We start from the raw sequence: 12,987 nt of genomic DNA, 5'->3' as shown, positions 1-12,987 counted from the left end.
AGGAGGCTTCCCATGCTGCGCATGCAAAACCTGAGCAAGATCTACCGCACCCACATGATCGAAACGCACGCGCTGCGCGGCTTCGAGATCCACGTTCGCCAGGGCGAATTCGTCACCGTCACCGGGCCGTCCGGTTCGGGCAAGACGAGCTTCCTGAACATCGCCGGCCTGCTCGAGGAATTCACCGACGGTGAATACATCCTTGACGGCGTCAACGTCAGAGGCATGGACGACAATGCCCGCTCGCGCCTGCGCAATGAAAAACTCGGCTTCATCTTCCAGGGTTTTAATCTGATTCCCGACCTGTCGCTGTTCGACAACGTCGACGTGCCGCTGCGCTACCGGGGCTTCAACAGCGCCGAGCGCCGCGAACGCATCGAGGATGCGCTGGCGAAGGTGGGACTGGCCTCGCGCATAAAGCATTATCCAGCCGAACTGTCGGGCGGGCAGCAACAACGCGTGGCGATCGCACGCGCGCTGGCCGGCTCGCCGAAACTGCTGCTGGCCGATGAACCGACGGGCAACCTGGACACGCAGATGGCGCGCGGCGTGATGGAACTGCTGGAGGACATCAACGCGCAAGGCACGACCATCCTGATGGTGACGCACGATCCTGAACTGGCGCTGCGTTCGCAACGCAACGTGCACATCATCGACGGCCAGGTGTCGGATCTGGTGCAGCATGGCGCCACGCTGTCGGCCAGGCCACAGCACGCGACCGCCTAGGAGCCGCCATGTTCCACTATTATTTCAAGCTGGGCCTGCGCAACCTGCGCCGCAATCCCGCACTGACGGCATTGATGGTGCTGACCCTGGCTGTCGGCGTGGCCGCCAGCGTGGCCACCGTGACCATCCTGCACGCCATGTCGGGCGACCCCTTGCCGCACAAGAGCGACCGCCTGTTCGTGCCGATGATCGATGTGGTTCCCTTGAAAGGCTATACGCCGGGCACCAAGCCCAGCTTCGGCCAGGCGCAACTCGCCTATACCGACGCGAAGAACTTCATGGCCAGCAAGATAGGCATCCGCCGCAGCGTCATGTACGGCGTGGCCGGCCCCGTGGAACCGGCGCGCAGGGACCTCGGTGCCTTCCGGGCCCAGGGCCTGGCTCCCACGCGCGATTTCTTTGCCATGTTTGAAGTGCCCTTCCTGTATGGCCAGCCATGGAGCGAAGCCGACGACGACAGCGGCGCCGACGTCATCGTCTTGAGTCGCGCCCTGGCGGAAAAGCTGCTGGGCACAGTCAATCCCGTGGGCCAGCGCGTGACGGTGCTGGGACGTCCCTATCTGGTCAGCGGCGTGCTCGCTCAGTGGGACCCAGTACCGCGCGTGCACCGCATCATCGGCAGCAAGGGCGCCTTCGGCACGGAGGATGAATTCTTCATTCCGTTTGCCAGCGCCATCCGCCACGAAACGGGGCATGACGGCGGCATGGCCTGCAGCGGTGTCGAGCGCAGTCCCGGTTACCAGGGCATCCTGGCATCGGACTGCACCTGGCTGCAATTCTGGTTCGAAATGGCCAGCGCCGGCGAACGCAGCGACCTGCAGGCATATCTCGACAGCTATGCGGCAGAACAGCGCAAGCTGGGCCGCATGCCGCGCCATGCGCCCAACATGCTGTACGACGTCAGGCAGTGGCTAGATTTCCTGAACGTTGTCGACAACGACAACAAGCTGGCCACCTGGCTGGCCTTCGGCTTCCTGCTGCTCTGCCTGGTCAACACCATCGGCCTGCTGCTGGCCAAGTTCTCCGTGCGGGCGGCGGAAGTCGGCATCCGCCGCGCACTGGGCGCCACGCAGCGCGACATCTTCCGCCAGTTCCTGATCGAAACCGGCGTCATCGGCCTGGCCGGCGGCGTGCTGGGCCTGTTGCTGGCCTATGCCGCCCTGGCCGTGGTGAGTTCGCAGTCGAAAGAGCTGGGCACCGTGGCGCACCTAGATGTCCCGATGCTGCTGCTGACGTTTGCCGTTTCCGTACTGGCGGCCTTGCTCGCTGGGCTGTTGCCTACCTGGCGCGCCTGCCAGGTCACGCCGGCCATGCAGCTCAAATCCCAATGACATCCACCTTTTCACAATGAGGCCCCACATGGAAATCCGCCCCATCCTGTCGGCGCTGATGCGCAACAAGACCGGCGCCGTGCTCGTCGCAGTGCAAGTCGCCATCAGCCTGGCCATCCTGGCCAACGCCTTGTACATCGTCAACCTGCGCCAGGCCATCGCCGCCCGTCCCACCGGCGTGGCGGCCGAAAACGACATCTTCTATGTCAAAGTCCAGAGCATGGACAAAGGCAGCCCGCAGCGCCAGATAGCCGAGCAGAAGCGCCAGGCAGCGATACTGCGCGCCGTGCCGGGCGTGGTCTCCGTAGCGCAAACCACGCAGGCGGTGCTGTCGCGTTCCGGCAGCAGCACCAACGTCGCGGCAAAACGCGGACAGGCTGCGGCCAGCGCCGGCACCTCGATGTACTTCACGCCCGATTCGCTGGTCAGGACGTATGGCCTGAAGCTGGTGGAAGGCCGCGATTTCCATCCCGACGAGGTCCCGGAAATCAATGAAGACGTGGATGAAATCTTCCCCAAGGTGGTGATCGTGACGCGCGCCGCAGCGCAAAAGATCTGGCCTGGCGAAACCAGCTTTGTCGGCAAGCCCCTGTTCAATGGCACCGGCGACAACGATGACGAGATGCGCGTGATCGGCGTGGTGGAACGGCTGCAGACGCAAACCGGCCAGGTCAGCGCCCAGGGCGAGTATTCGATCATCCTGCCGGCGCGCCTGACGGGTGGACGCGATTCGCTGCTGTTTGCCGTGCGGGCGGAGCCAGGCCAGCGCGACCGCCTGATGAAGGAGGCGGAACAGGCGGTCCGCACGTCCAGCAGCGAGCGCCTGCTGGTGCGCACGGATACCCTGGAACAGCACCGCAAAGCACGGTATCTGGCCGACCGGGGCTTGTCCTGGATGCTCATTGCCGTCAGCACCCTGCTGCTGCTGGTGACGGCCAGCGGCATCGTCGGCATCGCCAGCCTGTGGGTGACGCAGCGCAGGAAGCAGATCGGCGTGCGGCGCGCGCTCGGTGCCCGCCGCATCGACATCCTGCGCTATTTTCTGACCGAGAATTTCATGATCACCGGCGTCGGCGTGGCATGTGGCGTGCTGCTGGCATTGGGCTTGAACCAGCTGCTGGTAAGCCAGCTGGAGATGGCACGCCTGCCGCCCGGCTATCTGCTGGCAGGCGCGCTGGTGTTCTGGCTGCTGGGCGTGGGCGCCGTGTACGGCCCGGCATGGCGCGCGGCCAGTATTTCACCGGCCACTGCCACCCGCAGTACCTGAGCCGGCACCTGAGTGATATGCTGCGCGCATGCCTACCGTACTGATTATTGACGACAATGCCGCCGTGGCCATCGCGCTCGACGTGCTGTTCTCCCTGCACGAGATCGACGCCGTGCGCGCCGCCTCGCCCGAGGAAGGCCTGCAGCTGCTCGAACGCCACGCCATCGACCTGGTGGTGCAGGACATGAACTTCACGGCCGACACCACCTCGGGCGAGGAAGGCAGCGCGCTGTTCCACGCCATCCGCGCGCGCTACCCGGACCTGCCCGTGGTCCTGCTAACAGCCTGGACGCAGCTCGACGCGGCCGTCGACCTGATCAAGTCCGGCGCGGCCGACTACCTGGCCAAGCCATGGGACGACCGGCGCCTGATCGCCAGCGTGCAGAACCTGCTGGAGCTGGGACAAGCCAACCGCGCGCTGCGCCAGCGCGTGGTGGCCGAGCAGCGCCAGCGCCACGCGCTGGAACACGACTTCGACTTGCGCGGCATGGTGTGGCAAGACCCGGCCACCGAACGCGTGGTGCACCTGGCGTGCCAGGTGGCGCGCGCCGACGTGCCCGTGCTCATTTCGGGGCCGAACGGCAGCGGCAAGGAACGCATCGCCGCCATCGTGCAAGCCAATTCCCAGGTCGCCAGCGGTCCTTTCGTGGTGCTCAATTGCGGCGCCGTGCCGGTGGACCTGATCGAGGCGGAACTGTTCGGCGCCGAGGCCGGCGCGTACACGGGCATCACCCGCGCGCGCGATGGCAAGTTCGACGCAGCCGACGGCGGCACGCTGTTCCTCGACGAGATAGGCAACCTGCCGCTGGCCGGGCAAATGAAGCTGCTGCGCGTGCTGGAAACGGGACGCTTCGAGCGCCTCGGCTCGAACCGCGAGCGGCAGGTGAAAGTGCGCGTCATCAGCGCCAGCAACGCCGACCTGCCGGCGATGATCAAGGCCGGCACGTTCCGCGAAGACCTGTTCTACCGCCTGAACGTGATCGAACTGCGCCTGCCGCCGCTGGCCCAGCGCCCGCTTGACATCCTGGTGCTGGCGCAGCATTTCCTGGGCAGTGAAAAAACCCTAGACGCCCAGGCGCAGGCCACCCTGCTGGCGCACGGCTGGCCAGGCAATGTGCGCGAACTGAAAAACGTCATGCAGCGCGCCAGCCTGCTGACGGCCGGTCCGCTGATCCGCGCGCAGGAAACGGGCTTGCCCCTGGCGGGACTGCCATCGCTGCGCGCGCCGCAAGATGCCGCCGCGACGGAACCGGATCGCGACAGCGTCACCGCGGCGCTCGCACGTGCACACGGCGTGGTGGCGCAGGCGGCGCAGGAACTGGGACTGTCGCGCCAGGCGCTGTACCGGCGCATGGAACGCCTGGGCATCGCGCGCGGCTGATGGCCTACCGTCCCATGCGCCTCTCCCTGCTCACGCGCTGGACGGCGCTGATCGTCACCTTGCTGGTGCTGGGCATCGTCATCGCCCTGCTGCTCGCGCATTTTTTACCCGACCAGCCGCTGCTGGTGCTGGCGGGTACCCTGCTGTGTGTGTTGCCGGTCGCCGTCATCACCATCCGCGCCCAGCTGCAGGCGATGCTGTCGCTGTTTCGCGCCCTGAGCGGCACGGTCGCCAGCTACCAGGACGGCGACTTCGGCTTCAGCTTGCGCTGGCCGCAGAACGATGAACTGGCCGACCTGGTGGCGGCCCACAATGCGCTCGGCGACGTGCTGCGCAAGCAGCGCCTGGACCTGGTGCAGCGCGAACTGCTGCTCGACACCATGGTGCAAAACACGCCGGTGGCCATGCTGCTGGTGGCCGAGGGCAGCGCCATCGTCTACGCCAACCTGGCCGCGCGCCAGCTGCTGCACCATGGCCGCCGGCTCGAAGGGCATCACCTGGCCGACATCGTGCAGCAGGCGGCACCGGCCTTGGCCGAGGCGCTCGCGCGCCGCAACGACGGCCTGTTTACCAGCGGCGAGGGGGAACAGGAAGAGGTGTACCACTTGGCGCGGCGCAGCTTCAGCCTGAACGGGCGCAAGCACGAACTGCTGCTGTTGCGCCAGCTGACACTGGAACTGCGCCGCCAGGAAGTGCAGACCTGGAAAAAAGTCATCCGCGTCATCAGCCATGAACTCAACAACTCGCTGGCGCCGCTGGCCTCGCTGGCCCATTCCGGTGCCGAACTGGTACGCCGCGGCCAGACGGAACGCCTGCCGCAAATCCTCGCCACCATCGAAGAGCGCACGCGCCACCTGGAAACCTTCATCCTCGGCTATGCGCGCTTTGCCAAGCTGCCCGCACCGCGCCTGGCGCCGTGCGAGTGGCAGCCTTTCCTCGATGGCCTGGCCTCGCAAGCGCCCTTCAGGCTCGACTGCCCGCCGCCCGCGCAGGCGGCCGTGTTCGATGCGGCGCAAATGCAGCAGGCACTGCTGAACCTGCTCAAGAATGCGCTGGAATCGGGCTCGCGGGAAGAGCACATCGGCCTGCACGTCAGCCAGGCGCAAGGGCAGTTGCGCATCGAAGTGCGCGACCGCGGCCCGGGCATGAGCGGCGCCGTGCTGGAAAACGCGCTGGTGCCGTTTTATTCCACCAAGCGCAGCGGCACGGGACTTGGCCTGGCGCTGGCGCGCGAAATCGCCGAAGCCCATGGCGGGCGCATCACGCTGGCCAACCGCGAGGACGGCGGCCTGGCGGTAACTCTAATTCTTCCCTTGCTGGACAGAAATTAGTTACTGGCGCAACGATTTTTCCATCACATGCTGCGCAATTATTTTTCAGTATTATATTGATAATTAGAGTTTTTAATATTGCAACATAACGAGCGCCATGCCCGTGTATTAGAAATAAGCTATTTAAGTTTGCATAATGATATAAAAATAGCTCATTGACAATGAAATGTCCTGGCGATAATTTATCTGAGCGGTACGGTTTTTTTGAAACATTAATCGTTTTTTCGCGGGGATAAAAATGAAACTGAAATCACTCATCGCAGTAGCACTCTTGAGCGCGGCTTCCATCGGCGTAGCGCAGGCGACAGCGTACAACGTGGACCTGATCAACACCACCGGCAACCTGTGGACGGGCGGCTTCAACGCCACGCCCGATCCGCTCGGCGCCTTTACCGACACCTTCACCTTCACGCCCGACGCCACGTTCGGTTCGACCGCGCAAGCCTTCCTGGCCAACCTGTCGGTCACGGGCAGCGATGCTTCGTCCATCAACTTCAGCAGTGCCAACCTGAACGGCATCGCCCTGACGGGCTTTGGCGGACCCACCGTCTTCGGCTATGCCCAGGGCGAGGTGCTAGCGCCAACCAACCTGCTGTTCAACGGCCCGATGGTCCTCACCGTGATGGGCAACAGCAATGGCGGCAGCTATGGCGGCACCTTCAACCTGAACCTGGCCCCCGTTCCTGAACCAGAAACCTATGGCATGCTGCTGGCCGGCCTGGGCGTACTGGGCTTCCTGGCACGACGCCGCAAGCAATCTTGAGCTCCCCACCAAAAAGACGCTGCGGCGTCTTTTTTTCAGCCGGCTGCTAAACTGGCGCCATGACGACCGACTTCACCTCCACCAGCCATACCGCTTTCAGCCACCCGGGCCACCCGCCTGCCACCACCACCGAACACCGCGGCATCCGCTACCTGCACCTGGGGACCAAGTGGGTGCAGGGCGCCATGCGCCTGGACAAACCCGACGCCATCGAGCTCGAATACGTGCAGATGATGATGATGTGGATGCTGTTCAAGACGCAGCCCAAACGCATCGTGCAGCTGGGCCTGGGCAGCGCCGCGCTGACCAAATTCAGCTACCGCCGCTTCCCCGACGCCACGGTCACGGCCATCGAACTCAATCCGAACGTGATCGCCATCTGCGGCGCCCAGTTCGCGCTGCCGCCGAACGACGCGCGCCTCGACGTGCGCGAAATGAATGCGCTCGACTTCGTGCTCGATCCGGCCAATCACGGCACCGTCGACGCGCTGCAAGTGGACCTGTACGACGAAGACGCGCGCGGCCCCGTGCTCGACACGCCCGAGTTCTACCAGGCTTGCTTCGACTGCCTGACGGACGACGGCATCATGTGCACGAATGTCTTCGGCGACTTCCCCAACTACGACAAGAATCTGCAGGCGATGGAGCTGGTTTTCGACGCCGTCGTCTGGGTGCCGGAAATGGAAGATGAAAACATCGTCGTGCTGGCCTTCAAAAAATCCCCATCGCTCGACTTCAGCGATTTATACGAACGCGCCGCCACCATCAAGAAGCAGTTCAACCTGCCCGCCAAGAACTGGGTCAACGGCCTGAAGCAGTGGATGCAGGACCAGCAATAAATTAGCTGCATCACGCCGGCAGCAGCCCACCCAGGCGGCGCACCAGGCCATCCATGTGCTCGGCCGGCACCTGGGCATAACCGAGCAGGAAACCGTTCCAGCCCCCCGCATCTCCCGTGCCATGCGCGGACAGGGCCAGAGCCACGATGCCGTCCTGCGCGGCGCTGCGGCTCAGCGCCAGGTCATCCCATGCGCGATCATGGAAACGCAGCGCCAGGTGCATGCCGGCCGTGCCGCCATGGATGGATGCGCCCGCGCACGCATGGCGCTGCAGCGCCTCGCTCAAGGCATCGCGGCGCTGGCGATACAGCCGGCGCATGCGCCGCACGTGGCGCGCAAACAGGCCGCTGCGCAGGAACTCGGCCAGCGCCAGCTGTTCCGCCACCCTCCCCCGTGCGGCACCCTGCGCCTGCATCTGCGCGAAGGCCCCGGCCAGCGCGGCCGGCACGACGATAAAGGCGATGCGCAAGGCGGGAAACATGGTCTTGCTGAAGGTCCCCAGGTACACGACGGGCGCGTCGGCCACCAGTCCCTGCATCGCGGCCAGGGGTGGGCCGCCATGGCGAAACTCGCTGTCGTAATCGTCTTCGATAATCAGGGCGCCGGCCACGCGGGCGCGTTCGAGCAGCGCCATGCGGCGCGCGGGACTGAGCACGCTGCCCGTCGGATACTGGTGCGACGGCGTGGTGTAGATGAGGCGCGGCGGCGTGTCGCGCCAGTCGTCATCCGTCGGTGCGATGCCGTCCATGTCGACCGCGATACCGGTCACCTGCAAGCCCGCGCCACGGCCCGCCGCCAGCGCGCCGCCATAGCCTGGATGCTCGATCCACAAGGTGTCACCCTGGTCGGCAAAGGCGCGCAGGCAGACATCGAGGCTGCTTTGCGTGCCGTCCGTGATGAACACCTGACCCGCATCGCAGACGACGCCGCGCGCGGCGCGCAAATGCTCGGCAATGGCCATGCGCAACGACGGCTCGCCGGCCGGGTCGCCGTAATTGAGCTGGCGCGGCGTCAGCGCGCGCCACGCGCGGTCCAGCATGCGCCGCCACTGCGCCAGCGGGAACTCATCGAGCGCCGGCACGCCAGGCGCAAACGCGCCCATGGCGTCGGCGGGAAACACTACCGAGGCATTCACATCCTGTCCCGCCACGCCGCGCAAATGCTGCGCGCGGCGCGACAAGCCATCGTTGCCCCCTGCCGCAGGCGCAGCCGCAGGCACACCGGCGCTGCCGGCGACGACGGTGCCGCGCCGGTCCGGCAAGACAAATCCTTCGCTGGCCAGCTGCTCGTAGGCGTACAGCACGGTATTGCGCGCCAGTCCCAGTTCGGCCGCCAGCACGCGCGTCGCGGCCAGCCGCGTGCCGGGCGCCAGCTGGCCGCCGCGGATCGCCGCGCGCAGGCATTCATGCAACAGGCGCTGGCGCGACCAGCCCCGCCCGCGGTGCGTGCGCTCGAACGCGTTCAGCAGCAAAGCGAAGTCCATGCTTCTCCTTCATTGTGGCTCTAAATTATTTGTCAGTTCTGGATCTTTTTTCAGAGCCAGATGCCGATTATAGTGCGGCCTGCTTCTTCAACCAACGGGACTTCGACCATGACCGCTACCGCCCTGCCCCCCAGCCCCCGTACCCGCGTGCGCCGCGTCGCCGAACTGGCCTGCTATGAACAGACCTCCCTCTACGCCATCCTCGATGCCGCCTATCTGTGCCATATCGCTTTTCGCGACGATAAGGGCAGCCATTGCATCCCGACCGCCTGCTGGCGCATCGGCGGCCACCTGTACATCCATGGCTCGAACGGTAGCCGCATGCTCAAGCAGCTCTTGCTCGACGGCGACGCGTGCGTGACGGTCAGCCATCTCGACGGCCTGGTGCTGGCGCGCTCCGCCTTCAATCACACCATGAACTACCGCTCGGCGATGGTGTATGGGCAGTTTGAGAAAGTAAGCGACATCGGCCAGCAACATGTGGCCATGGATGCGCTGATGGAGAAGCTGGCACCGGGACGTCTGGCGCACGTGCGCGGCGGCAGCGCCAAGGAATACGCGGCCACCACCGTGCTGCGCATCGCGCTCGACGAATGCGCCGTCAAGCAGCGCACGGGCGGTCCGCTCGACGATGCGGGCGATATGGCGCATGCCGTCTGGACGGGCGAACTACCTTTTTCGCACGGCCGTGGCGCGGCCATCGCCGATGCGCTCAACACCTGCGACATACCCGCGTATGCCGCAACCTGGGGTACGGAATCCGCTTGACCGGCCAGCGTGCTTGCCCGATGATCGGCGTTGATGGCGATCGCCACCAATTGACCAACCGATCCAATCACGCATGGAGCATATGATGATGAAGCGAGTATCCCTGGCCGCGGCCCTGACGGTCATGCTGGCCTGCGGCGGCAGCGACGCGGCGCTGGCCGCCGATGCGGGCGACGCGGCCCTGAAGGCGGCCATCACCGGCAGTGCGCGCACGCCGGCCAACGCGCTGCGCGACAGCGCCCGCCACCCGTATGAAACGCTGACGTTTTTCGGCATCAAGCCGACCATGACGGTGGTGGAGCTGGCGCCCGGCGGCGGCTGGTACACGGAAATCCTGGCGCCCTACCTGCGCGACCACGGCAAGCTGATCGCCGCCGGCAACGACCCGCAGTCAAGCAGCGAAGGTGCACGCCGTGGCGCGGTGCGCTTCCGGCAAAAACTCGACGCCAACCCGAGCGCTTTCGGCAAGGTGGAACTCGGCGCCTTCGCGCCCCCCACCACCTACCGCATCGCGCCCAAGGGCACGGCCGACATGGTGCTCACCTTCCGCAATATCCACAACTGGATACCCATCGGCGACGAGGGCATGAAAACCCTGTTCAAGGAAGTGTATGACAGCCTGAAACCGGGCGGCGTGTTCGGCGTCGTCGAACACCGCCTGCCGGCGAACAAGGCGCAGGATGCCACGGCCAGCAGCGGCTACATGCACGAAGCGTATGTGATCAAGCTGGCCGAAGGCGCAGGCTTCAAACTGGCGGCCAAGTCGGAAATCAACGCCAATCCCAAGGATACGGCGGACCATGAGGGCGGCGTCTGGGCACTGCCGCCCACCTACGCCAACAAGGATGTGGATCGGGCCAAGTACACGGCCATCGGCGAGAGCGACCGCATGACCCTGAAGTTCGTCAAGCCGTAAAAAAACGGCGGCGGGCCGATCCGGCGCGCCGCCTGCCAGCCGGGTTGACTGCCGCCTTACAGGTAGATGCCGTACACGCCGCACAGGCGCTTGACCAGCGTGCAGGCGCCGGCATCGCCGTCCGTCACGCACGAGGTATAGGCTTCCTCGCAGGTTTCGCGCGTTGGCAGCGCATATGCGGAAGAACTGATGGCGCCGGCAAAACCGACGGCGGCGCAAAAGACAAAGACGGCTTTTTTCACATTGATCATTTTTATCCCATTCCCAAGAGTTGAGTCGTTATAAAAACCACTGAAGACACAGGCTTCAGCCGCCGGAAACCGCCTGTCGACAGACGAATTCTATGGCGCCCAGAAATAGTAGCACCTTAAAGAGTTATTAAATACGCAAATAAGAAAACAAGATAACGTTTCTTTTTCATTCCATTTCAGGGAATAAAAACCGGCTCGCCGCTTTCCTGCCGCGCATTTGCATGGGAACAGGCGAAAAAAAAACCGCAGCACAGGCTGCGGTTTTTGTATCGACACCTTATTTCTTCGCTTCCTTCGGTTTCACCGGCACCAGGCTCAAGTCCTGGAAGTCATAGCTGAAATCCGTCTCGTCCGACACGGGCGCCATCTTCACGCGGTCGATGCTGCCATCGGGATTGAGCGAGAACGTCACGTAGGCATCGGCGTTGAAGTTGCGCTCTTTCCAGCGCACGATGAAAGTGTCGTGCTGCCAGTGTTCCAGCTCGCCCGTCAGGTCCGGCGTGCGCGTGAAGCTGAGGATGTGTTTTTTTCCTTCCGGCTTGATCACGACCTTGCCATACCAGGCGTCCTCGTACTCGCCGTCGTATGCCGCCAGCGGCAGCGATGGCTGCGATTTCGCCGCGCGCGCGCTCGACGCCTTGCCCTGCTTCTTGACTTCCTCGGCATGCTGGTCCTGCTCCACCTTGGCCACCAGCGCCAGCCAATCCGACGGCGCCGCCTGCAGATAATGGTCGAGGATGCGCCATTGCAGCGCCGTCATGGAACCGCCATTTTCCGCATTGGTCAGAATGGCCACGCCCAGCTTTGCTTCCGGCACCATCACCACGCGCGAATAAAATCCCTGCAGCGCACCGCCGTGCATGGCCACTTTCATGCCCTTATAGTCGCGCAGCTGGAAGCCCAGGCCATATGCGCTGAAGTTCGGCTTGGTCGCGGCCAGCGCCGGCTTCGGCTCGGAAATCTTGATCGGCGTTTGCGCCGTCCACATTTCGCGGCCCTGCTTTTCGCTGAACAAACGCGCCTCCTTGCCGTCCTTGTCCTTCACGCCGGCGATCTTGCCGCCGTCGAGCAGCACCATCATCCACTTGGCGATATCTTCCGCATTCGTGTTGATGCCGACGGCGCCCACGGCGTTCGGCACAGGCATCGACTTGACGGCAGCGATCTTGCCGTCGATCTTGCTGTGCGCACTGGCGACGTCAGACTTGCCCGCGTTTTCAAGCAGGCTGGTGGTGGTGCCCGTCATGCCCAGCGGCGCCAGGATGCGCTCATGCATGGCCTCGCCCCAGCTCATGCCCGCCTTGTCGGCGATGATCTTGCCGGCCACGATATACAGCAGGTTATCGTAGGCATAGCTGTTGCGAAAACTCGTGGCCGGGCGGATGTAGCGCAGCTTCTCGATGATCTCGTCGGTGCTGAAGGTGGTGGTCGGCCACCACAGCAAGTCGCCCGCGCCCAGACCCAGGCCGCTGCGGTGCGTCAGCAGGTCGCGCACGGTCATGGCGCCCGTCACGTAGGAATCGTGCATCTGGAAGCCGGGCAGGTGCTTGGTGACGGGATCGTCCCAGGCCAGCTTGCCATCGTCGACCAGCATGGCCAGCGCGGCGGCCGTGAAACCCTTCGAGTTCGATGCTACCTCGAACAGGGTCTGCGCATCGACAGCGGCCGGCTCGCCGAGTTTACGCACGCCAAAGCCCCTGGCGGTGACGACCTTGCCGTCCTTGACGATGGCGATCGCCATGCCGGGCACGTCGAACACTTTCAAGGCGGTGGCGACGTCGCGGTCAAGGTCGAAGGCGGGCGCCGGCGCGGATGCGGCGGAAGCGACGGGTGCGGCGTCAAGAGCCAGCGCCGGCACGGTGATGCTGGAAAACGCCAGCACGATGGCGGCGGCGAGACGGTTCATGGTATGCATGGTCAGGATTTCCCAA

General features: G+C 64.5%; 12 protein-coding genes. 9 read left to right on the top strand and 3 right to left on the bottom strand.

Translation table 11 applies throughout. The features are described from left to right. The first annotated feature begins 12 nt into the window (after positions 1 to 12). From O3298_RS22605 to O3298_RS22575, 7 genes are all read left to right on the top strand, one after another. On the top strand, positions 13 to 726 hold the full coding sequence (locus O3298_RS22605) for an ABC transporter ATP-binding protein (RefSeq protein WP_305060588.1): 714 nt from the start codon (positions 13 to 15) through the stop codon (positions 724 to 726). A gap of 8 nt (positions 727 to 734) precedes the next feature. Further along, entirely contained in the window at positions 735 to 2,057 is a 1,323-nt protein-coding gene (locus tag O3298_RS22600) for an ABC transporter permease (protein WP_289919475.1), read from the top strand. A gap of 28 nt (positions 2,058 to 2,085) precedes the next feature. Further along, a complete protein-coding gene (locus O3298_RS22595) occupies positions 2,086 to 3,324 on the top strand; it encodes an ABC transporter permease (protein ID WP_305060587.1) in 1,239 nt (412 codons plus the stop codon). 28 nt (positions 3,325 to 3,352) lie between these two features. After that, on the top strand, positions 3,353 to 4,705 hold the full coding sequence (locus O3298_RS22590; RefSeq protein WP_289912409.1) for a sigma-54 dependent transcriptional regulator: 1,353 nt from the start codon (positions 3,353 to 3,355) through the stop codon (positions 4,703 to 4,705). Next, positions 4,705 to 6,036, top strand: a complete 1,332-nt coding sequence (locus O3298_RS22585) for a PAS domain-containing sensor histidine kinase (RefSeq protein ID WP_369811622.1) — start codon at positions 4,705 to 4,707, stop codon at positions 6,034 to 6,036. Before O3298_RS22590 ends, O3298_RS22585 begins: the two co-directional genes overlap by 1 nt. Before the next feature lie 238 nt (positions 6,037 to 6,274). After that, on the top strand, positions 6,275 to 6,799 hold the full coding sequence (locus O3298_RS22580) for an FxDxF family PEP-CTERM protein (protein WP_099665750.1): 525 nt from the start codon (positions 6,275 to 6,277) through the stop codon (positions 6,797 to 6,799). A gap of 59 nt (positions 6,800 to 6,858) precedes the next feature. Beyond that, a complete protein-coding gene (locus tag O3298_RS22575; protein WP_289899536.1) occupies positions 6,859 to 7,638 on the top strand; it encodes a spermidine synthase in 780 nt (259 codons plus the stop codon). A gap of 10 nt (positions 7,639 to 7,648) precedes the next feature. Here the strand turns inward: O3298_RS22575 and O3298_RS22570 are convergent, their stop codons facing one another. After that, on the bottom strand, positions 7,649 to 9,121 hold the full coding sequence (locus O3298_RS22570) for a PLP-dependent aminotransferase family protein (RefSeq protein ID WP_289912410.1): 1,473 nt from the start codon (positions 9,119 to 9,121) through the stop codon (positions 7,649 to 7,651). Positions 9,122 to 9,229: 108 nt separating this feature from the next. On the opposite strand from O3298_RS22570, the gene O3298_RS22565 reads away from it, so the two are divergent. Both O3298_RS22565 and O3298_RS22560 read left to right on the top strand, forming a co-directional pair. After that, a complete protein-coding gene (locus tag O3298_RS22565) occupies positions 9,230 to 9,889 on the top strand; it encodes a pyridoxamine 5'-phosphate oxidase family protein (protein WP_289912411.1) in 660 nt (219 codons plus the stop codon). Positions 9,890 to 9,974: 85 nt separating this feature from the next. Beyond that, positions 9,975 to 10,805 (top strand): class I SAM-dependent methyltransferase, encoded by an 831-nt coding sequence (locus O3298_RS22560; RefSeq protein WP_369811621.1) that lies wholly within the window; start codon positions 9,975 to 9,977, stop codon positions 10,803 to 10,805. A 56-nt stretch (positions 10,806 to 10,861) separates the two neighbouring features. Here O3298_RS22560 and O3298_RS22555 read toward each other — a convergent pair whose 3' ends face one another. Both O3298_RS22555 and O3298_RS22550 read right to left on the bottom strand, forming a co-directional pair. Beyond that, positions 10,862 to 11,056, bottom strand: coding sequence for a hypothetical protein (locus tag O3298_RS22555; RefSeq protein ID WP_289905813.1), 195 nt, complete (start codon positions 11,054 to 11,056; stop codon positions 10,862 to 10,864). 277 nt (positions 11,057 to 11,333) lie between these two features. Then, complete coding sequence (locus tag O3298_RS22550) at positions 11,334 to 12,971, bottom strand: serine hydrolase (RefSeq protein WP_289912412.1); 1,638 nt, start codon at positions 12,969 to 12,971, stop codon at positions 11,334 to 11,336. Positions 12,972 to 12,987: the final 16 nt, after the last annotated feature.

Origin of the sequence: Janthinobacterium sp. SUN137, assembly GCF_030587265.1 — a bacterium.
Taxonomy (GTDB): Bacteria; Pseudomonadota; Gammaproteobacteria; order Burkholderiales; family Burkholderiaceae_D; genus Janthinobacterium; species Janthinobacterium kumbetense.
The sequence above is the reverse complement of the archived record's forward strand: the minus strand, read 5'-3'. Positions and strand labels throughout refer to the sequence as shown.